At 76.0% G+C, this 21,541-nt stretch carries 2 protein-coding genes; both read right to left on the bottom strand.

Annotation, left to right across the window (positions count from 1 at the left end):
• Nucleotides 1-33 precede the first annotated feature (33 nt).
• On the bottom strand, nt 34-11,079 hold the full coding sequence (locus OG747_RS46570) for a type I polyketide synthase (RefSeq protein ID WP_405876754.1): 11,046 nt from the start codon (nt 11,077-11,079) through the stop codon (nt 34-36).
• 57 nt (nt 11,080-11,136) lie between these two features.
• On the bottom strand, nt 11,137-21,483 hold the full coding sequence (locus OG747_RS46565; RefSeq protein WP_405876756.1) for a type I polyketide synthase: 10,347 nt from the start codon (nt 21,481-21,483) through the stop codon (nt 11,137-11,139).
• Nucleotides 21,484-21,541 lie beyond the last annotated feature (58 nt).

Genomic DNA, 21,541 nt, shown 5'->3' with positions numbered 1-21,541 from the left:
GGGTCCTGCGGTTCTGCGGTTCTGGGGTGCGTCTCAGTGCGCCAGCCGCTTCAGCCAGTCGTCGGCGGCGGCCGCCGTGGTGCGGGCGTGGGCCTCCATCATCGTGAAGTGGTTGCCGGGGACGTCGACCACGGTGTGCGCCCGCTCCCAGGACGCCTGCCACTCGTGGAGCTCCAGAGGGCCCCTCGCGTCGGCCGGCACCGGGGGCTCGCTGGAGCGCACCAGCAGGACCGGGCTGTCGAGGGGACCGGGCTCCCATTCGCCGATCATGGCGGCGTACCAGCTCATGGCGGTCAGCCGGTCGGTGTCCATGTGGGCGAACATCGACTCGCGGTCGAACATGCCGCCCAGCATCTGCTGGGAGAACCGCAGGAACGGCGAGTCCGCGCGCGGCATGTAGGTGTCGAGCAGGACCACGGCCGCCGGGGGCCTGCCCTGCTCGTGGAGGTGGCGGGCGGCGGCCAGCGCGAGGATGCCGCCCGAGGAGGAGCCGACGAGGACGACGGGGCCCTCACCGGCCGCCTGGGTGACCGTCTCGGCCTGGAGCGCGGCGACGGCGTCGAACGAGGCGGGCAGCGCCTCACCGGTGCCGAAGCCCTGCGTGGGCAGCGCCCACACGTCGCGCCGGCCGCGGAAGGCGGAGGCGAACCGCGCGTACTGGTGCACGCCCGCCAGGGCCACGTAGGAGCTGAAGCAGACGAACGGCGTGCCGGCCTCGCCCTTGGAGAGCCTGACCGGCCCGGGCACCGCGGTCAGCTCCCGCGGGGAGGCGAAGGTCGGCCGCAGTTCGGCGGCGGCCTGCAGCAGGGCGAACCCCTCGTCGACCCGGCCGCTCCGGCAGGCCCGCTTGAACAGGCCGCTGAGCGTGTCCTCGGCGCGCGGGGCGGGAGCGTCGGCCGGCGGCGCGGCGGCGCCGCCCGCCGGCGCCGTCTGCGGCGCATCCAGCAGCCGTTCGTCGAGGTGGGCGGCGAGCAGTTCCGGGGTGGCGTGGTCGAACAGCAGGGTCGGCGGCAGTTTCAGGGCGGTCGCGGTGGCGAGGTGGTTGCGCAGCTCGACGGCGGTCAGGGAGTCGAAGCCCTGTTCGGTGAAGAGCCGGTCGGCCTCCACCGCCTCGGCGGACGCATGTCCGAGGACCGCCGCGGCCAGTTCGCGGACCAGGCCGACCAGCGCGGTGCGGCGCTCGGCGGGGGCGAGTCCCGCCAGCCGTGCGGACGCGCTCACCGCCGCCGGGGCGCCCGCCGCGGTGCGGCGGGCGGCGGGCCGCTCCGCGGGCCGCAGCAGGGCCTGCAGGGCGCCGTGTCCCGCGGTGGTGTCCATGGCGATGAGTGCGGGGTGGTCGGTGGTGAGCGCGGTGTCGAGCAGGAGGAGGCCGTCCTTGGCGGACAGCGGCCGCATGCCGCCGCGGGCCATGCGGCGCCGGTCGGTCTCGGAGAGGCCGGACGTCATGGCACTGCTGCCCTCCCACACTCCCCACGCGAGGGAGGACGCGGGCAGGCCGAGGGCCCGGCGGTGGGAGGCGAGCGCGTCGAGGAAGGCGTTGGCGGCGGCGTAGTTCGCCTGGCCCGGGGAGCCGAAGGTGCCCGCGGCGGAGGAGAACAGCACGAACGCGGACAGGCCCAGGCCCGCGGTGAGTTCGTGCAGCAGCCAGCCGCCGTCGGCCTTCGGGCGCAGGACCCGCTCGAAGCGCTCGGCGTCCAGGGCGGTGACCGCTCCGTCGTCCAGGACGCCGGCGGCGTGCACCACACCGGTCAGCGGCACCTCGGCGGGGACGTGGGCGAGGAGTTCTTCGACCTCGGCGCGTTCGGCGGTGTCGCAGGCGACGAGGGTGACGCGGGCGCCCAGTTCACGCAGATCGTCCACAAGGTCGTCCGCGCCCGGTGCCGCCGGGCCGCCGCGGCTGGTGAGCAGCAGGCTGCGCACGCCGTGGGCGGTGACGAGGTGCCGGGCGACCGTGCTGCCCAGGGCGCCGGTGGCGCCGGTGACCAGGACGGTGCCGGACGCCAGGTCGGGTGCGGCGCTGCCGGGGCCGACCGGGGCCAGCCCCGGCAGCAGGACCTGGCCGGCGCGCACCGCGCTCTGCGGGAGGCCGGCGGCGACGGCGGCGAGGAAGGCACGGTCGTCCGCCCCGCCGGACACGCCGCCCGTGTCGCCCGTGTTGTCTGTGTTGTCTGTGTTGTCTGTGTCGTTGGTGTCGGGCAGGTCCACGAGCTGGAAGCGGCCGGGGTGTTCGCTCTGCGCGGAGCGGACCATGCCCCACAGGGCGGCGGCGGCCGGGTCCTGGACACCGACACCGACACCGACACCGACGCCGTCGTCGGCGGCATCGGCGTCGGCGTACGCGGCCACGGCGGACCGGGTGACGAACACCAGGCGGGAGGCGGCGAAGCGCTCGTCGGCGAGCCAGCCGCGGATGTGGTCGTGGGCCGGTGTGAGCACCGAGCGGACGGCGCCGGGGACGCCGTGTCCCTGGGTGCGGTGGCCCTCCGGGGCGATCAGCACGACGTCCGGCAGGGTCATACCGGTGTCCACGGCCTTGCCGAGCGCGTCGAGATCGGCGTAGGTCTCCAGGTGGACGCCCGCGGCGTCGATGGTCTGGGCCACCCGGTCGTCGCCCTCGCCGAGGATGATCCAGCGGACCGATTCGGGACGGGGCGCGGTGGGGGCGGGCTGCGCGGGGCTCCAGGCCAGGCGCAGCAGTCCGGGCGCCCGGCCGTCGTGTTCGGGCAGCCGTGCGGCGGGGACGGCGCGCAGGGTGACGGACTCGGCGGAGGCGACGGGGCGGCCGGCGGTGTCGCAGGCGAGGACGGAGAAGCCGTGGTCGTGACCGGCCGGTGCCAGCCGTACCCGCAGAGCGGTGGCGCCCTCGGCGTGCAGGGTCAGGCCGCTCCACGCGAAGGGCAGCATCGCCTCCCCGGCGTCCTTCTCGCCGGTCGTGCCCGGGAGTTCGACGAGGAGCGCATGCGTGGCCGCGTCGAGCAGGGCGGGGTGCAGGCCGAAGCGTGCGGCGTCGGCGCGGTACTCCTCGGGCAGCGCGACCTCGGCGAACACCTCCTCGCCGCGCCGCCACACGGTGCCCAGGCCCTGGAAGCTGGGCCCGTAGGCGAACCCGGCGGCGGCGAAGCGCTCGTAGTGTTCGCCCGTGGCCACGATGTCCGCGCCCTGCGGGGGCCAGAGGGTCAGGTCGGTGGCGGGGGCGGCCGGTGTCTCGGGGGCGAGGGTGCCCTGGGCATGCCGCTCCCAGGGGGTGCCGGCGCCCGCGGGGCGTGCGTACACGCCGAAGGTACGCCGGCCCCGCTCGTCGGGCGCCTCGACGGCGACCTGGAGCTGGACGGCGCCCTCGCGGGGGATCACCAGGGGGCTGTGCAGGGTGAGTTCGGTGAGGTGGCCGCAGCCGGCGTGGTCGCCGGCGTGGACGGCGAGGTCGAGATAGCCGGTCGCGGGCAGGATGACCTCGCCGAGCACGGCGTGGTCGGCGAGCCAGGGGTGGGTGCGCAGCGACAGGCGTCCGGTGAGCAGGAGGGTGTCGGAGCCGGCGGGGCGGACGGCGGCGCCCAGGAACGGATGCGCGGCCGTCTCCAGGCCTGCGCCCTGAAGGTCGCCGGTCCACGGCGCGCTGGGCAGCCAGTAGCGCTCCCGCTGGAAGGCGTAGGTGGGCAGGGGGACGGGCCGGGCGCCGGTGAACAGGGCGCGCCAGTCGGGTTCGGTGCCGTTCGTGAACAGCCGGCCCAGTGCGGTCAGGACGCCGCGGACCTCGGGGACGTCCTTGCGGACGGCCGGGGCGAGCAGGGCCTCGGCGCGGTCGGGGTCCTCCAGGGCCGCCTGGGCCATGGCGGTGAGCGTGGCGTCGGGGCCGATCTCCAGGAAGCGGGTGGCGCCCAGGTCGTCGCGGGTGCGGCGGACGGCGTCGTGGAAGCGGACGGGCTCGCGGACGTGGCGCACCCAGTACTCGGGGTCGGTCAGCTGCTGGGCACCGGCCGGTTCACCGGTCAGGCCGGAGACGACGGTCAGGCGCGGCGCGGTGTAGGTGAGCTGGGCGGCGACGGCCCGGAAGGCGTCGAGCATCGGTTCCATCAGCGGTGAGTGGAAGGCGTGGCTGACGCGCAGCCGGGAGGTTTTGCGGCCCATCGCGGCCACCTGGCCGGCGACGGCGGTGACGGCGTCCTCGGTGCCGGAGACGACCGTGGCGAGGGGCCCGTTGAGGGCGGCGACGGCGATCTGTGTCTCCCGCCCGGCGAGCAGCGGCAGCACCTCCGCCTCGGAGGCCTGCAGGGAGACCATCGCGCCGCCCGCGGGCAGTTGCTGCATGAGCCGGCCGCGGGCGGCGACGAGCGTGCAGGCGTCCTTGAGGGAGAGCACGCCGGCGACGTGCGCCGCGGCGATTTCGCCGACGGAGTGGCCGGTGACCTGGTCGGGCACGACGCCCCAGGATTCCAGCAGGCGGTAGAGGGCGACCTCGAAGGCGAACAGGGCGGGCTGGGCGTGCTCGGTGCGGCCAAGGACCTCGGCGTCGGCTTCGTCTCCGAGGACGAGGTCGCGCAGCCCGGGCAGGTGGGCGCAGGCCGCGTCGAAGGCCTCGGCGAAGGCGGGGAACTCCTGGTGGAGTTCGCGTCCCATGCCGGGGCGCTGGGCGCCCTGGCCGGTGAAGAGGAACGCGGTCCTGCCGCCGCCGCGCGCGATGCCGGACGGTGTCTGCGGTCCGCTGCGCCCGGCGGCCAGGGCGGTGAGGCCTGCGGTGAGTTCGGTCCGGTCGGTGCCCAGGACGACGGCCCGGTGCTCGAAGGCGGTACGGGTGGCCGCGAGGGACAGGCCCACGTCGCGGGGGTCCGCGTCCGGCCGGTCGGCGAGGTGGGCGAGCAGGCGGCTCGCCTGGTCGCGCAGGGCGGCGGCGCTGCGGCCGGTGAGCACCCAGGGGGTGACGGATCCGCCGCGGCCGGTGCCGGTCTGCTGCGCCGTCTCGGCGGGCGGGGCGGCTTCGATGATGATGTGGGCGTTGGTGCCGCTGATGCCGAAGGACGAGATGCCGGCGCGGCGCGGGTGTCCGGCCCCGGCGGCGGGCCAGTCGACGGCCTCGGTCAGCAGACGCACCTCGCCCGCCTCCCAGTCGACGTGGGTGGAGGGCCGGTCGACGTGCAGAGTGGGCGGCAGGATTTCGTTCTGCAGGGCCAGGACCATCTTGATGACACCCGCCACCCCCGCACCGGCCTGCGTGTGGCCGATGTTGGACTTCACCGACCCCAGCCACAGCGGCCGCCCGGCGGGCCGGTCCTGCCCGTAGGTGGCGAGGACGGCCTGGGCTTCGATCGGGTCGCCGAGGGTGGTGCCGGTGCCGTGCGCCTCGACCACGTCCACCTCCGCGGCGGCGACGCCCGCGTCCGCGAGGGCGGCGCGGATCACCCGCTGCTGCGAGGGACCGTTGGGGGCGCTGAGGCCGTTGGACGCACCGTCCTGGTTGACCGCGCTGCCGCGGACGACGGCCAGCACGGGGTGGTGATTGCGGCGGGCGTCGGAGAGGCGCTCCACCAGGAGCATGCCGCCGCCCTCGGAGAAGCCGGTGCCGTCGGCCGCGTCGGCGAACGCCTTGCACCGGCCGTCGGAGGCCAGGCCGCGCTGCCGGCTGAAGTCCACGAACAGGCCGGGGGTCGACATGACGGTGACGCCGCCGGCCAGGGCCATGTCGCACTCGCCGGTGCGCAGGGATCGTACGGCCAGGTGCAGGGCGACCAGGGAGGCCGAGCAGGCGGTGTCGACGGTGACCGCCGGGCCTTCCAGGCCGAAGGTGTAGGAGAGGCGGCCGGACAGGACGCTGGCGGAGTTGCCGGTGCCGAGATGGGCGCCGGCGTCCTCGTCGTGGGCCAGCGGGCGGGAGGTGTAGTCCTGGTAGTTGGTGCCGGCGAAGACGCCGGTGCGGCTGCCGCGCAGGGTCTTGGGGTCGATGCCGGCGCGTTCGAACGCCTCCCAGGAGACCTCCAGCAGCAGGCGCTGCTGCGGGTCCATCGCGACGGCCTCACGCGGCGAGATGTTGAAGAAGGCCGGGTCGAAGTCGGCGAAGGAGGAGAGGAATCCGCCGGCGCGGGTGGAGACGCGGCCGGGCTGTCCGGGTTCGGGGTCGTAGAGGGCGTCCAGGTCCCAGTCGCGGTCGTCGGGGAAGGCGGTGATCGCGTCGGTGCCGTCGGCGAGCAGCTGCCAGAACTCCTCGGGCGTGTTCGCCTCGCGGGGGAAGCGGCAGGCCATGCCGACGATGACGACCGGGTCGTCCTCGGTGTCCGTGCCCCGTGCCGCGAGCGCCGTGGTGGCCGTGGTGGCCGGCGCGGAGGCGGCGGGGGCGGTGGGGGCGAAGGCGGCGCTGAGGTGGTCGGCGAGGGCGGCGGGCGTGGGGTAGTCGTAGACGAGGGTGGTCGGCAGTCGCATGCCGGTGGCCTCGCCCAGGGTGTTGCGCAGTTCGACGGCGGTGAGCGAGTCGAAGCCGAGTTCGCGGAAGGCCCGGGTGGGTTCGACGTCGTCGGGGCTCGGGTGGTTGAGCACGTAGGCGATGTGGGCGCGGACGAGGGTGAGCAGGGCGTGCCTGCGGTCGCTCTCGCCGAGCGGGGCGAGCTGTTCGGCGAGGCCGCCCGCGTCCGCGTGCTCCTGGTCGGGTCCGGGGCGGGGGGCGGCGGTCAGGGTCTGGCGCAGTTCGGGCAGGGCGGCGTAGAGGCGGCGCGGGCGGCCCTTGAGGAGTTCGGCGCCGAACAGCTCCCAGTCGGTGTCGGTGACGACGAGCGTGGTGTCGTCGTGGTCGAGGGCGTGCTGCAGCGCGGTGACGGCGGTGGCGGGGTCCATGAGGCGTACGCCGTGGCGCTCCAGGCGTTCGCCGATGCTGCCGGAGGCCATGCCGCCGAACGCCCAGCCGCTCCAGGCGACGGCGGTGGCGGGCAGGCCGCGGGAGCGCCGGTCCTCGGCGAGGGCGTCGAGGAAGGCGTTGCCGGGGGCGTAGTTGCCGTGGCCGGGGCTGCCGAAGACGCCGGAGGACGAGGAGAACAGGACGAAGGCCGACAGGTTCATGCCGGCGGTGGCGGCGTCGAGGTTGAGGGCGCCGCCCGCCTTCACGCGCAGGACCTGGGAGAGGCGTTCGGGGGTGAGGGAGGTGATGACGCCGTCGTCGAGGACGGCGGCGGTGTGGAACACGGCGGTCAGGGGCCGCTGGGCCGGTATGGCGGCGAGCAGGCGCGCGAGGTCGTCGGGGTCGGCGATGTCGCAGCGGACGAGTTCGGTGCGGGTGCCGAGGGCGGCGAGTTCGGCGGCGAACTCCTGGGCGCCGGGCGCTTCGGGTCCTGAGCGGCTGACGAGCAGCAGGTCACGGGCGCCGGAGCGGGCGAGCCAGCGGGCGACGTGGCGGCCGAGGGCGCCGGTGCCGCCGGTGACCAGGACGGTGCCTTCCGGGGTCCAGCGGCGGCCGGCGGGCAGTGACCCGGTGGCGGCGTGCAGCAGCCGGCGGCCGAGGACGCCGGTGGTGCGGATCGCGACCTGGTCCTCGTGGTCGCGGCCGGCGAGCACCCCGGTGAACCGGTCGGCGGCCCGGTCGTCGAGGGTGGCGGGCAGATCGACGAGACCGCCCCAGGAGTCGGCCTGTTCGAGGGCGACGACGCGTCCGAATCCCCACACCAGCGACTGGGCGGGGGCGTCGGTCCCGGTGTGCGGGGCGGTCGCGACGGCGCCCCTGGTGGTGAACCACACCGGGACGTGCGCGGCGAGGTCGTCCAGTGCCTGGACGAGGGTGACGGTCCCGGCGAAGCCCCGGGGCACGGCGGGAAACGCGGGCAGGGGGTCTTCGTCGAGGGCGAGCAGGCTGACGATTCCGGCCGCGCCGGTGACGGCGTCGGTGAGCTGGGCGGCGAGGGCGGCGCGGTCGGCGGCGCAGTCCACCGCGACGGTGACGGGGCTCGCGCCGGCACGCTTGAGGGCGGCGGCGAGGGCGGTGGCCTCTGCTTGGTCCTCGCGGCCGGCGGGGACGACGAGGGGCCAGGTGCCGGTGAGGGCGGGCGCGGGCGCGTCCTGGAGGGGGTGCCAGGCGATGCGGTAGCGCCAGGAGTCGGCGACGGCTCCCTCGGTGCTGCGCCGGCGGTAGTGCGCCAGCGCCGGCAGGAGGCAGGAGACGGCGTCCTCGTCGAGGCCGAGGGCGGCGGTGAGTATCGCGTGGTCGCCCTGTTCGACGGCCTCCCAGAACGGTGCGTCGGCGGTGACGGGTGCGGCGGAGGCGGAGGCCAAGGCGGCGGCCCGGGTGAACTCGGGCCAGTAGCGGCGGCGTTGGAAGGCGTAGACCGGCAGGTCGACGCGGCGGGCGGGGCCGGCCTGGGCGGCGCTGAAGTCGACCTGGCAGCCGCGCACGGCGAGTTCGGCGAGGGCGAGCAGGAAGCGGTCCGGGCCGCCCTCGCCGCGGCGCAGGGTGCCGGTGACGGCGGTGCCGGTGACGGAGAGGGTGTCCAGGATGTCGCCGACGGTGGTGGTCATCACCGGGTGGGGGCCGACCTCGACGAAGACGCGGTGGTCCGCGGCGGCCAGCGCCTTGACGGTGTCCTCCAGGCGGACGGCCTGGCGGACGTTGCGGTACCAGTAGTCCGCGTCCAGTGCGGTGGTGTCCTCGATCCGGCCGCCGGTGACGGTGGAGTAGAACGGTATGTCGGCCTGGCGCGGGACGATGGGCGCGAACCCGGCGAGGAGGGCGTCGCGCACCTCTTCGATCCGGGCGGAGTGCGAGGCGTAGTCGATGGCGACGCGGCGCGCCCGTACGCCCTCGTCGGTGAGGTGGGCGTGGAGCGCGGTGAGCGCCTCCTCGTCGCCGGAGACGACGACCGCGCGGGGGCCGTTGATGCCGCCGACGGACAGCCTGTCCTCCCAGCGGGCCAGGTGGCGTTCCACGTCGGCGAGCGGCAGCGGTACGAAGAGCAGGCCGCCGCGGCCGGCGAGCGGGCGCAGGGCGCGGGCGCGGGCGACGACGACCTGGGCGGCGTCCTGCAGGGTGAGGGCGCCGGCGATGTGGGCGGCGGCGATCTCGCCCTGGCTCTGGCCGGCGACGGCGACGGGGTGGACGCCGCAGGACTGCCACAGGCGGGCGAGCGCCACGCACACCACGAACAGGGTGGGCTGGACGATGTCGAGGCGTTCCAGCGGCGGGGCGCCCTCGGTGCGGCGCAGGACGTCGAGGACCTTCCAGTCGGTGAGCGCCTCGACGGCGGCGGCCACCTCGGTGAAGTGGGTGCGGAATCGTTCGTCGCCGTCGAGGAGTTGGGTGGCCATCTCCTCCCACTGCGGGCCGTGTCCGGGGAAGAGGAAGACAGCTCCGCCCTCGGTGTCGGCGGCGCCGCGGACGACGCGGGGTGCGGGGGTGCCCTCGGTGACGGCGTCCAGGCCGGCCAGGAGTTCGTCGTGGTCGTGGGCGACGACGACGGCGCGGTGTTCCAGGGCGGGCCGGGTGGCGGCCAGGGACCAGGCGATGTCGGCGGGCTGCTGGGTGCGTCCGTCGCCCGTGCGCAGGTGCTCGGCCAGGCGCTGGGCCTGGGCGCGCAGTGCGGTGTGCGTGCGGCCGGACACCGGGAAGGCGAAGGGTCCGGTGGCGGACGACCCGGTGGCGGAGGGGCTGGTGGCGGAGGGGCTGGACACGGACGAGCCGGTGGCGGGGGCGGCCGGCTGCGGGCCGTCGGGGCCGGGCTGCTGCGACTCCTCGGGCGCCGGGGGCTGTTCGAGGATGACGTGGGCGTTGGTGCCGCTGACGCCGAAGGAGGAGACGGCGCAGCGCAGCGGCCGGTCGGCGGCCGGCCAGGGCCGGGCGGCGGTGAGCAGTTCGACCCTTCCGGCGGACCAGTCGACGTGGGTGGAGGGCTCGTCGACGTGCAGGGTGGCGGGCAGGTGCCGCTCGCGCAGGGCGAGGACCATCTTGATGATGCCGGCGACGCCGGCGGCGGCCTGGGTGTGGCCGATGTTGGACTTCACCGAGCCCAGCCACAGCGGCCGCCCGTCGGGCCGGTCCTGGCCGTAGGTGGCCAGCAGCGCCTGCGCCTCGATGGGGTCGCCGAGGACGGTACCGGTGCCGTGCGCCTCGACGGCGTCCACGTCCGCCGGGGCCAGGCCCGCGGAGGCGAGCGCCTGCCAGATGACGCGTTCCTGGGAGGGGCCGTTGGGGGCGGTCAGGCCGTTGGAGGCGCCGTCCTGGTTGACGGCGGAGCCGCGCACGACGGCGAGGACGGGGTGGTTGTTGCGGCGGGCGTCGGCCAGGCGCTCGACGACGAGGACGCCGGCGCCCTCGCCCCAGGCGGTGCCGTCGGCGGCGTCGGCGAAGGCACGGCAGCGGCCGTCGCGGGAGAGCCCGCGCTGCCGGCTGAACTCCAGGAAGACCGTGGGCGTCGACATGACGGTGACGCCGCCGGCGAGCGCGAGGTCGCACTCGCCGGCGCGCAGCGCCTGCACGGCCAGGTGCAGAGTCACCAGCGAGGACGAGCACGCGGTGTCGAGGGACACCGCGGGGCCTTCCAGCCCGAGGGTGTAGGAGATGCGGCCGGACAGGACGCTGGAGGAGTTGCCGACGCCGTCGTCGCCCGCGTTGTCCGACAGGCTCAGCAGGGTGGTGTAGTCCTGCAGGTTGGTGCCGGCGAACACGCCGGTACGGCTGCCGCGCAGCGCCACCGGGTCGATGCCGGCGCGTTCCAGGGCCTCCCAGCAGATCTCCAGCAGGAGCCGCTGCTGCGGGTCGGTGCCGACGGCCTCGCGGGGCGAGATGCCGAAGAAGCCGGCGTCGAAGTCCCCCACGCGGTCGATGAATCCGCCCCTGCGCGTGTAGCTCTTGCCGGGCACCCCGGGCTCGGGGTCGTACAGCGCGTCGGTGTCCCAGCCGCGGTCCGGGGGCCACTCGGTCATGGCGTCGGCGCCCGACCGCAGCAGCCCCCACAGGCCCTCGGGGTCGCTCACGCCTCCCGGGAAGCGGCAGCCCATGGCGACGATCGCGACGGGTTCCCGGCCCCGTGCCTCCGCCTCGCGCAGTCGCTGCCGCGTCTGGTGAAGATCGGCCGTGACCTTCCTCAGGTAGCCGAGGATCTTCTCCTCATCGCTCATGCGTCATTCACCCGTTCCCCGGTCCCGTATCCGTGCGCCGGTGCCGCAGCACCCCGCTCAGGAGATTCCAAGATCGTTCTCGATGAAGTCGAAGATCTCGTCCGCCGCGGCGGAGTTGATCCGGTCGCTCACGTCGTCCGTCGCCGTGACGGCGGCGGGTGCCGCGGTCCCGTCCGCGCCGCCGAAGCGGGCGAGGAGCGACCGCAGCCGTACGCCGATGCGCTCCCGCTTCGCGTCGTCGTCCGGCAGGCCGGTCAACGCGGCCTCCAGACGGTCGAGTTCGGTGAGCACCTGGCCCGCGCCGTCCACGCCGTCGGTGAGCCTGCCGCGCAGGTAGACGGCGAGGGCCGAGGCGTTGGGCTGGTCGAACAGCAGCGTGGCGGGCAGCGCGAGGCCGGTGACGGTGCCGAGCCGGTTGCGCAGCTCGACGGCCATCAGCGAGTCGAAGCCGAGGGCGTTGAAGGCCCGGGTGGCGCCGACCCTGTCGGTGGAGGCGTGTCCGAGAACGCCGGCGACCTGGGTGCGCACCAGGGTCACGAGCGTCCTCTCCTGCTCGGCGGCGGACTGCCCGGCCAGCCGGGCGCGCAGCGTCCGGGCGGCGTCGTCCTGCCCCGCGTCCGCCGGGCGGGCGGCCGCCAGGTCGCGCACCTGGGGCAGGTCGGACAGGAGCGGGCTGCGCCGGGCCGAGGCGAAGCCGGGCACGAAGCGTGCCCAGTCCACGTCGGCGACGGCCAGGGCCGCGTCCGGGCGGGCCACGGCCCGCCCGAGGGCCCGCGGAGCGCGCTCGGGGTCCAGCGGGTTCATGCCGCTGCGCCGCATGCGCCCTTCGGCCTGGGTGTTCTCCGCGGCCATGCCGCCGCCGGCCCACGGGCCCCAGGCCAGGGAGGTGGCGGGCAGTCCCGCGGCCCTGCGCCGGTGGGCCAGGGCGTCCAGGTAGGCGTTGGCGGCGGCGTAGTTGGCCTGGCCGAGGGTGCCGAGGGTGCCGGACACCGAGGAGAACAGGACGAAGGCGGACAGGTCGCGGCCCTGGGTGAGGTCGTGGAGGTTGCGGGCGGCGGCCAGCTTGGGGCGCAGCACCCTCTCCAGGCTCTGGGGCGAGAGGGTGTCGATGAGCCGGTCGTCGAGGACGCCCGCGGTGTGCACCACGGCGTCCACCGGATGTTCGGCCAGGAGGGCGGCCAGCGCGTCGCGGTCGGCGACGTCGCAGGCGGCGATCACGAGTTCGGTGGCGGTGCCGTCCAGTGCGGCCTTCAGGGCGGCCGCGCCCTCGGCGCCGCCGCCGGAGCGGCTGACGGCCAGCACGCGGCTCGCGCCCTGCTCGGCGAGCCAGGCGGCGGTGCGCACGCCGAGGGCGCCGGTGCCGCCGGTCAGCAGGACGGTGCCCTTCCAGGACGGTTCGGCGGCGGGACGGGCGGGGCCTTCCACGCGTACGAGGCGGCGCAGGAAGGTTCCGGAGCCGCGCACCGCGACCTGGTCCTCGCCGTCGCGTCCGGCGAGGACCGTGCACAGGCGGCGGGCGACGTCCTGGGCGAGAGGCGTGCCGGTGCCGGCGGGGAGGTCGACCAGGCCGCCCCAGCTCCGCGGGTATTCCAGGGCCGCGCAGCGGCCCAGGCCCCAGACGGCGGCCTGTTCGGGCGCCTCGGGCGCCTCCTGGGCGTGGACGCCGACGGCGCCCGCGGTCAGGCACCACAGGGGCACCGCGGAGAGTGCGGCCACGCCCTCGGCGCCCTCGGAGAGTGCCTGCACGAGGGCGGCGGTGGCGGTGAGGCCCCCCGGTGTGGACGGGTGGCCGGGCAGCGGCGTCACGTCGGCGGCCAGCAGGGAGAGCACGCCGCGGACCTCCAGGCCGCCGGCCGCGTCGGCGGCCGTGGCCGTGGCCAACTGTCCGGCCAGGGTGGTGCGGTCGGCCGTGGCGCAGTCGACGGGGACGGTCACGGCGCGGGCGCCGTGCGCGCCGAGGGCGGCGGCGACGGAGGCGGCCCAGGCGCCGTCCGCCAGGTGTGCGGGGACGGGCAGCAGCCAGGTGCCCGTGAGGGCGGCGGCCTCGTCGGAGGCGGGCTTCCAGACGATGCGGTGCTCCCAGCTCTCCTCCCGCGAGGCCTGCTTGGCCTCGCGGCGCCAGGACGCGAGCGCGGGCAGGACGGCACTGAGCGGGGCGTCCCCGTCGAGGTCGAGGCGGGCCGCCAGCTGTTGCGGGTCGGCCTGCTCGACGAGGTCCCAGAACGGGGTGTCCTCGGCGGGCGCGGCGGGCGGTGCGGAGGACTGAAGCCAGTAGCGCTCGCGCTGGAAGGCGTAGGTGGGCAGTTCGGTGCGGCGCGCGTCCCGGCTGTGCAGCCGGGTCAGGTCCGCCTCGCCGCCGCGGGCGTACAGCAGGCTCGCGGCGAGCAGGGCGCTGCGGCGCTCGGGGCCCTCGCGCCGCATCAGCGGTACGGCGGCGGCGGCCGCGGGGTCGGCGGCGCTGTCGAGGACCATCGTCGTCAGCGTGGCGTCGGGGCCCAGTTCGAGGTAGGTGGTGACGCCCTCGGCCTCCAGGGTGCGCACGCCGTCGCAGAAGCGGACCGCCTCGCGCACGTGCCTGCTCCAGTAGGCCGCCGAGCGCAGGTCGTCGCCGGCGGCGAGGCGGCCGGTGACGTTGGAGACGACGGGCAGCACCGGCACGGCGTAGTCGACCTGCGCCGCGACCTGTTCGAACTGCGCGAGCATCGCGTCCATACGGGGTGAGTGAAACGCGTGGCTGACCCGCAAACGCCTGGTCTTTCGGCCGCGGTCCGCGAACTGGGCGGCGATCCGCGCCACGTCATCCGCGTCTCCGGACAGGACGAGTGAGGCGGGGCCGTTGAGGGCGGCGGTGGAGACACGGTCGCCGACGCCGTCGGGGCCGTCGAGGAGGGGTCGTATCTCCTCCTCGGTGGCCTCGACGGCGATCATCGCGCCGCCCTCGGGCAGGGCCTGCATCAGGCGGCCGCGGGCGGCCACCAGGGCGCAGGCGTCGGGGAGGGTGAGGATGCCCGCGGCGTGGGCGGCCGTCAGTTCGCCGATGGAGTGGCCCATGAGGGCGTCGGGGCGCTCGCCCCAGGAGAGGGCCAGGGCGTGCGCGGCGGTGCCGACGGCGAACAGCGCGGCCTGGGTGTAGGCGGTCTGGCCGAGGAGTGCGGCCTCGGGCGAGCCTTCTTCGCAGAAGACCACCGGGCGCAGCGGCGGGCCGTCGAGGTGCCGGTCGAGTTCGGCGCAGACCGCGTCGAACGTGTCGGCGTAGACGGGATGGGCGTCGTACAGGTCGCGGCCCATGCCCGGGCGCTGGGCGCCCTGGCCGCTGAAGAGGAACGCGGTCTTGGCGCCGGTGTGGGCGACGCCGGTGGCGAGGTCGGGGGTGTTTTCGCCCTGTGCGGCGGCGGCGAGTGCGGTGAGCAGTTCCGCGTGGGTCTCGGCGACGGCGACGGCGCGGTGGTCGAGGGCGTGCCGGGTGGTGGACAGGGAGTGCGCGAGGTCGCGCAGGTCGGTGTCGGGGTGGGCGAGGAGATGGGTGCGCAGCCGGGCGGCCTGGGCGCGCAGGGCCTGCGGGGTGTGCCCGGCGAGGGCGAACGCGCGCGGCTGGGCGGCGGGTTCGGGCCGGTCTGCGGCGGGGTGGGGGGCGGGCGGTTCCTCCAGGATGACGTGCGCGTTGCTGCCGCTGATGCCGAAGGAGGAGACGCCGGCCCGGCGGGGCCGCCCGGTGTGGGCCGGCCAGGTCCGGGGTTCGGTGAGCAGTTCGATGGCGCCGCTGGACCAGTCGATGTGCGGGGAGGGCGCGTCGACGTGGAGGGTGCGGGGCAGTTCGCCGTGGCGCATGGCCATGACCATCTTGATGATGCCGGCGGCGCCCGCCGCGGCCTGGGTGTGGCCGAAGTTGGACTTGGCGGAGCCCAGCCACAGCGGCCGCCCGTCGGGCCGGTCCTGGCCGTAGGTGGCCAGCAGGGCCTGGGCCTCGATGGGGTCGCCGAGGGTGGTGCCGGTGCCGTGCGCCTCGACGGCGTCCACCTCGGCCGCCGCCAGGCCCGCGGAGGCGAGGGCCTGGCGGATGACGTGCTGCTGGGAGGGGCCGCTGGGGGCGGTCAGGCCGTTGGAGGCGCCGTCCTGGTTGGTCGCGGAGCCGCGCACCACGGCCAGCACGGGGTGGCCGTTGCGGCGCGCGTCCGAGAGGCGCTCCAGCAGCAGGACGCCGACGCCCTCGGAGAAGCTGGTGCCGTCGGCCGAGGCGGCGAAGGCCTTGCAGCGGCCGTCGGCGGCCAGGCCGTTCTGCGCGGTGAACTCCGTGTAGGTGCCGGGGGTGGCCATCACGGTGACGCCGCCGGCCAGCGCCATGCCGCATTCGCCCTGGCGCAGCGCGTGGGCGGCCAGGTGGAGGGCGACCAGCGCCGAGGAGCAGGCGGTGTCGACGGTCATGGTGGGGCCTTCGAGGCCGAAGGTGTAGGCGACGCGGCCGGAGATGACGCTCCCGGAGACACCGAGGCCGATGTAGCCCTCCATGCCTTCGGGGATGTCGGCGAGGCCGGAGGCGTATCCGGAGCCCATGGCGCCGACGAACACGCCGGTGCGGCTGCCGCGCAGGGACAGCGGGTCGATGCCGGCGCGTTCGAAGACCTCCCAGGAGGACTCCAGCAGGAGCCGCTGCTGGGGGTCCATCGCGAGGGCCTCGCGGGGTGAGATGCCGAAGAGGGAGGCGTCGAAGTGGGTGGCTCCGTAGAGGAATCCGGCTTCGAGGCCGGGCAGGCGCTCGAGGTCCCAGCCGCGGTCGGCGGGGAAGGCGGAGATGGCGTCGCCGCCCTCGGCGACGAACCGCCACAGGTCCTCGGGGGAGGTGACGCCGCCGGGGTACTGGCAGGCCATGCCGACGATGACGACGGGGTCGTCGTCGCGGGCGGCCACCGTGGCGGCGGCCGTGTGGGTGGTGGTGCCGCCGAGTTCCTCGCGCAGGTGGCGGGCGAGGGCGGCGGGGCGGGGGTGGTCGAAGACGAGGGTGGCGGGCAGCCTGAGGCCGGTTTCGGCATTGAGGCGGTTGCGCAGTTCGACCGAGGTGAGCGAGTCGAAGCCGAGGTCGCGGAAGGACTGGTCGGCGCCGATGGCGCCGGCCGCGTCGTGGCCGAGGGCGGTGGCGGCGTGCCGGCGGACCAGGTCGAGCAGCAGCCGTTCCTGCTCGGCCGCATCGAGGCCGGCCAGCCGTGCGGCCAGCCGGGGTGCGCCGCCGGCGGTGGCCTCGACGGTGCGGCGGGCCGGGGCCGGTACGAGGCCGCGCAGCAGTACGGGCAGCCGGCCGGCGGTGGCAGCGGCGCGCAGGGCGGCGGCATCCAGCCGGAGCGGGGCGAGCAGTGCCTCACCGCTCGCCAGCGCGGCATCGAAGAGGCCGAGGCCCCCTTCGGCGGTGATCGCGGGCAGGCCGGAGGCGGCGATGCGCCGGACGTCGTCCTCGCTGAGGCCTCCGGTCATGCCGCCGGTGCCTTCCCACAGGGTCCAGGCGAGGGAGGCCGCGGGCAGACCGTGGGCGCGCCGGTGCTGGGCGAGGGCGTCGAGCACGGTGTTGGCGGCCGCGTAGTTGGCCTGTCCGGCGCCGCCGAGGAGGCCCGCGGCGGAGGAGAACAGGACGAACGCCGTCAGGTCGGCGTCCAGGGTGGCGTGGTGCAGGGCGAGGGCGGAGGCGGCCTTGGCGCGCAGCACGGCATCCAGGCGCTCGGGGGTGAGGGAGGCGAGGATGCCGTCGTCGAGGAGGCCGGCGGTGTGCACGACGCCGCGCAGCGGCCGCTCGGCGGGGATGCGGGCGAGCAGGCGCGCGAGGTCGTCGGGATCGGCGGTGTCGCAGGCTGCCGCGGTCACCTGGACGCCCTGTGCGGCGAGTTCGGCCACGAGGTCGGCGGCGCCGGGGGCGTCGGGGCCCCGCCGGGAGGCGAGGACGAGGCTGCGCACGCCGTGGCGGGCGACGAGGTGGCGGGCGACGAGGGCGCCCAGGAAGCCGGTGCCGCCGGTGATCAGGACGGTGCCTTCGGGGTCCCAGGGCGCCGCCGCGGGGCCGTCGTCGGTGTCCGTGGCGGGGCGGGGGGCGCTGACGCGGGCGAGCCGCGGGGCGAGGAGCTGCCCCTCGCGCAGGGCGAGTTGGGGCTCGCCGGCGGCGAGAGCGGCGGTGAGGGCCGCGGCGGGCAGCGCGCCGGTGTCAAGGCCGAGGCCGGTGCCGGTGTCGAGGCCGGTGCCGGTGTCGAGGTCGAGGTCGAGCAGGACGAGGCGGCCCGGGTTCTCCGTCTGGGCGGAGCGGACCAGGCCCCAGGCCGCGGCGGCGGCCGGGTGCGGTACGTCCTCGCCGTCGCGGGCGGCAACAGCCCCGCGGGTGAGGACGACGAGGCGGGCGTCGGCGGGGCCGGCGGCGAGCCAGCTCTGCACGGTGTTCAGCACGTGCGCGGCCACGGTGGTGATGTCGTCGAATCCGGCGGCCGGGCACGGCAGCAGCACCGCCTCGGCGTCCTCGGGGACGTCGGCGGGGCCGGCCACGCGGGGCCAGCCGGCGTCGAGACCGGTGTCGTCGCCCCCGGACACGTACCAGCGGCCGGACAGGGAAGCGCCCGGTGCGGGCGGGGTGTTCTCGACGGGGTTCCACCGCAGGCGGTGCAGGGCGCCGGCCACCGGGGTGGCGGCGCCGCGCAGGCTGTCCGCGGACACGGGCCGGGAGACGAGGGTGTCGACGGTGGCGACGGGCCGGCCGGCGGCGTCGGCGATGCGCAGGGCGACACCGCTCGCGCCCGCCGGTTCGATCCGCACCCGCAGGCTCGCCGCGCCGACCGCGTGCAGGCGCACACCGCTGAACGAGAACGGCAGGCCGACCCCGGCGGAACTCCCCTCCCCCGCCGGGCCGGTGAGCTGGGCGTGCAGGGCGGCGTCCAGCAGCGCCGGGTGCAGTCCGTAGCGGGCCGCCTCCTTGTGCTGGTCCTCGGGCAGCGCGACCTCGGCGTACCAGGCGCCGCCCGCGCGCCAGACGGCCTTGAGGCCCTGGAACACGGGGCCGTAGTGGTAGCCGGTGTCCGCGAGGGCGGCGTAGAACCCGTCGAGGGAGACCGGCGTGGCGCCGGGCGGCGGCCAGGCGGTCAGGTCGAAGGACGGCTCGGCGGCCCCGGCGGCCAGGGTCGCGGAGGCGTGTCGGGTCCACTCGGCGCCGTCGCCGTCACCCGCGGCGGGCTCGGGGCGCGCGTACACGCTCAGCGGGCGGCGGCCGGAGGCGTCGGGGGCGGCGATGACGAGCTGGAGCTGTGCCGCGCCCTTCTCCGCCAGGACGAGCGGGGCTTCGAGGGTCAGTTCCTCCAGCAGGTCGCAGCCGACCTCGTCGCCCGCGCGCAGGGCGAGTTCGGCGAAGGCCGTGCCGGGCAGCAGGACGGTGCCGGAGACGGTGTGGTCGGCGAGCCAGGGCTGGGAGCGCGCCGAGAGCAGGCCGGTGAGCAGGACCCGGCCGTCGTCGGCGACGCGGACGACGGCGCTCAGCAGCGGATGCGCGGCGGCGCCGAGTCCCGCGCCCGTGAGGTCGCCGGCGCCCCGGGCGCTCATGCGCAGCCAGTACCTCTCGCGCTGGAAGGCGTACGTGGGCAGCTCTACGCGGCCGGCGGGGTCGCCGGTGTCGGTGTCGGTGCCGAGGAGGTGTTCCCAGTCGACGGCGGCGCCGTGTGTGAACAGTCCGGCCACGGCCGCCAGCAGCGTAGGGGCCTCGGGCCGGTCCTTGCGCAGGGAGGCGAAGCAGGCCCGCTCGGTGGTGTCGTCGGGCAGGCCGGTGCGGGCGAGCGCGGTCAGTGTGGTGTCGGGGCCGAGTTCGAGGAACCGGCTGACGCCGCCGTGCCCGGCGAGCCAGGTGATGCCGTCGGCGAAGCGCACGGCCTGCCTCAGGTGGCGCACCCAGTAGTCGGGCGAGCGCAGCTCCTCGGCGGTGGCGGGTTCGCCGGTCACGTTGGAGACGACCGTGATCCGCGGGGCGTGGGAGGTGACGCTCTCGGCGACGGTGCGGAACTCGCCGAGGGCGGCGTCCATGCGGGCGGAGTGGAAGGCGTGGCCGACGCGCAGGCGCCGGGTGCGGCGGCCCTTCGCGTGCAGCCGCCCGGCGACCTCCTCGACGGCGCTCTCGTCGCCGGAGATGACGGTGGCCCCAGGGCCGTTGACGGCGGCGATGCTCACGGCGCCGCCGTGTGCGGCGAGCAGCGGGGCGACCTCGTCCTCGGCGGCCTCGGCGGAGATCATGGCGCCGCCCGGCGGGAGGGCCTGCATGACGCGGCCGCGGGCGGCGACCAGCCGGCAGGCGTCGGCCAGCGACCAGACGCCCGCGACGTGCGCGGCGGCCAGTTCGCCCAGCGAGTGTCCCAGCAGGTACTTGGGCTTCACGCCCCAGGACTGCAGGAGACGGAACAGGGCGACCTCGACGGCGAACAGGGCGGGCTGGGTGAGGTCGGTGCGGTCCAGGGCGTCCGGGCCCTCGGCCCCCTCGAAGACGATGGCCTTCAGGGAGCGGCCCAGCACGGCGTCGAGGTGGCCGCAGACCGCGTCGAAGGCCTCGGCGAACGCGGGGAACGCCGCGTACAGCTCACGGCCCATGCCGAGGCGCTGGGAGCCCTGTCCGGAGAAGAGGAAGGCGGTGGCGCCGCGCAGGGCGCGGCCGGTGACGACGTGCGGCGCGGCGGGCGCGGCAGCGTCCTCGCCGTCGGCGTCGGCGAGCTGTGACAGGCCGCGCAGGGCGGCGGCGTGGTCCTCGGCGAGGACGACGGCGCGGTGCTCGAACAGCTGGCGGGTCGTCACGAGGGCGCGGGCGATTGCGGGCAGTTTGGCGTCGTCCTCGCCGGTGACGCGGTCGAGGAGCCGGGCGGCCTGGCCGCGCAGGGCGGCGGCGCTGCGCGCGGAGACGATCCACGGCACGGCCGGCAGCGCGGCGGCGGGCGCCGCGCCCTGCCCGGCGGCGCCGTCCTCGGCCGGGACCCCGGCGTCCGCGGCGGGGGCTTCGGCGGGGGTCTCGGCGGGGGTCTCGGCGGGTGCGGCCTCCAGGATGGTGTGGGCGTTGGTGCCGCTGATGCCGAAGGACGACACGGCGGCGCGGCGCGGCCGCTCGGCGGTGTCCGGCCAGGCGGCGGGCTCGGTCAGCAGGCGGACGTGGCCGGCGGACCAGTCGACGTGGGTCGAGGGCTCGGTGATGTGCAGGGTGCGCGGGAGGCGGCCGTGGCGCAGGGCCATGACCATCTTGATGACGCTGGCGACACCGGCGGCGGCCTGGGTGTGGCCGAGGTTGGACTTGAGGGAGCCGAGCAGCAGCGGGTTCGTCTCGTCCTTGGCGCGGCCGTAGGTGGCCAGCAGGGCCCCTGCCTCGATCGGGTCGCCCAGTGAGGTGCCGGTGCCGTGGGCGTCCACGGCGTCGATGTCGGCCGCGGTCAGCCCGGCGCCGGCGAGGGCCTGTTCGATGACGCGCTGCTGGGAGGGGCCGTTGGGGGCGGTCAGGCCGTTGGAGGCGCCGTCGGAGTTGACGGCGGAGCCGCGGACGACGGCGAGGACCTGGTGGCCGTTGCGGCGGGCGTCGGAGAGCCGTTCCACGAGGAGCATGCCGACGCCCTCGGACCATCCGGTGCCGTCGGCGTCGTCGGAGAACGCCTTGCAGCGGCCGTCGGGGGCGAGCCCGCGCTGCCGGCTGAACTCGAAGAGCAGCCCGGGGGTGGCCATGACGGCGACGCCGCCGGCCATCGCAAGGTCGCACTCCCCCGACCTGAGGGCCTGCACCGCCCAGTGCAGGGCGACCAGGGAGGAGGAGCAGGCGGTGTCGACGGTGACGGTCGGGCCCTCCAGGCCCAGGACGTAGGAGATGCGGCCGGAGGCGACGGAGGTGGCGTTGCCCGCGAGCATCAGCCCGTGGACGTCCTCGGGCACCTCCACCGGGCCCTGGCCGTAGCCGGAGGAGGCGGCGCCGACGAAGACGCCGGTGGCGCTGGAGCGGAGGGTGGCGGGCGGGATGCCGGCCCGCTCCAGGAGTTCCCAGGACGCCTCCAGCAGCAGCCGCTGCTGGGGGTCGGTGGCGAGGGCCTCGCGGGGGCTCATGCCGAAGAAGCCGGCGTCGAACGCGGCGGCGTCGCTGAGGAAGCCGCCCTCGCGGGTGGAGAAGGTGCCCGGCTTGTCGGGGTCGGGGTCGAAGCGGTCCTCGATGTCCCAGCCGCGGTCCGCGGGCAGCGTTCCGATGGCGTCGCCGCCCTCGTCGACGAGCCGCCACAGGTCCTCCGGGGTGGCGATGGCGCCGGGGAAGCGGCAGCTCATCGCGACGATGGCGATGGGCTCGCGGTTCTTGTCCTCCACCTCGCGGAGCTGACGGCGGGTCTGTCGCAGTTCTGCCGTCACCCGCTTGAGGTATTCCACGTACTTGTCGTCGTCAGCCACGTGTGTCACTTCCTTGAACCGAGCCGGGCGGTGTCCGTTGTGCGGAGATCCAGCGCTG

Source organism: Streptomyces sp. NBC_01384 (assembly GCF_045040035.1).
GTDB lineage: Bacteria > Actinomycetota > Actinomycetes > Streptomycetales > Streptomycetaceae > Streptomyces.
Note: the sequence above shows the minus strand (reverse complement) of the source record. Positions and strands in the feature narration are given on the sequence as shown.